We start from the raw sequence: 780 nt of genomic DNA on the forward strand, positions 1-780 counted from the left end.
CAATGTCAGTGGCTGTTTCGCACGGTCGGCCCTAAGCGTTTTATCAGGAAAATACTTAAATGCAGGGCCCTCGATGCGAAAGGCGAAATACAAAAACGCATGATCGGCGGCCGCTTGCACCGCGATCAGTTGGCGGACTCGACGGTCAAGTTGGTGTTGTCTGTGGCGAAGGAAGAAGAACCTTACTTCAACCGCTACTGGATTAAGACAACCTCAGGCTGGAAACCTTGTAAAGGGAATTGGGGGCGGGATATAGAAGAATTGTGCGTAAGTCCCCCGCAATTTAAAAACTTCAAAATGCCCGACGGTCGCGATTGCACTGTTTACCCCAACTGCACTAAATAAGGACATTAAAAAATGAAAAAACATGCAAACACGCCTAATGGGAAGCCGCTGATACCCACCATCAAATGGGGGCAGGCTTTTTGCCTGGGCGCTTTTGCTTTGGTGATGTCGGGCTGTTCCATGACCCCACCCAAAACCTTCACCTTTCAGGCTGACGTGCCTGAAAACTTTACGGTGACGGGCACAGGCAATTACATACCTGCGCCCGGAGAAACCTGCACGGGCCGATCCGGCAAACCGTTCCGCGTCGGTCGTCTGCACTTCAAGCCGGACCAGCCAAAAACGGCCCACCAAGTTGAATTTAAAGTGCCACTGACCGACAACGAACATGGTTGCTCGTCAGTGCTTCACAGTTTGAAGCTGACTATTGAGGGGCGGTGGGGGCCAGGCAGAGAGCATACTTCACAAGAATCTGCCAACTTCTCTATTTCAGAT

General features: G+C 51.3%; 2 pseudogenes. Both read left to right on the forward strand.

The window, feature by feature from the left end:
- Positions 1–345 (forward strand): annotated as a pseudogene (locus BKD70_RS25185) (hypothetical protein); the annotation flags it as partial.
- 12 nt (positions 346–357) lie between these two features.
- Positions 358–780, forward strand: a pseudogene (locus BKD70_RS24635) (hypothetical protein); the annotation flags it as partial.

The sequence above is a fragment of the Pseudomonas sp. BS-2016 genome (assembly GCF_001806145.1).
GTDB lineage: Bacteria > Pseudomonadota > Gammaproteobacteria > Pseudomonadales > Pseudomonadaceae > Aquipseudomonas > Aquipseudomonas lundensis.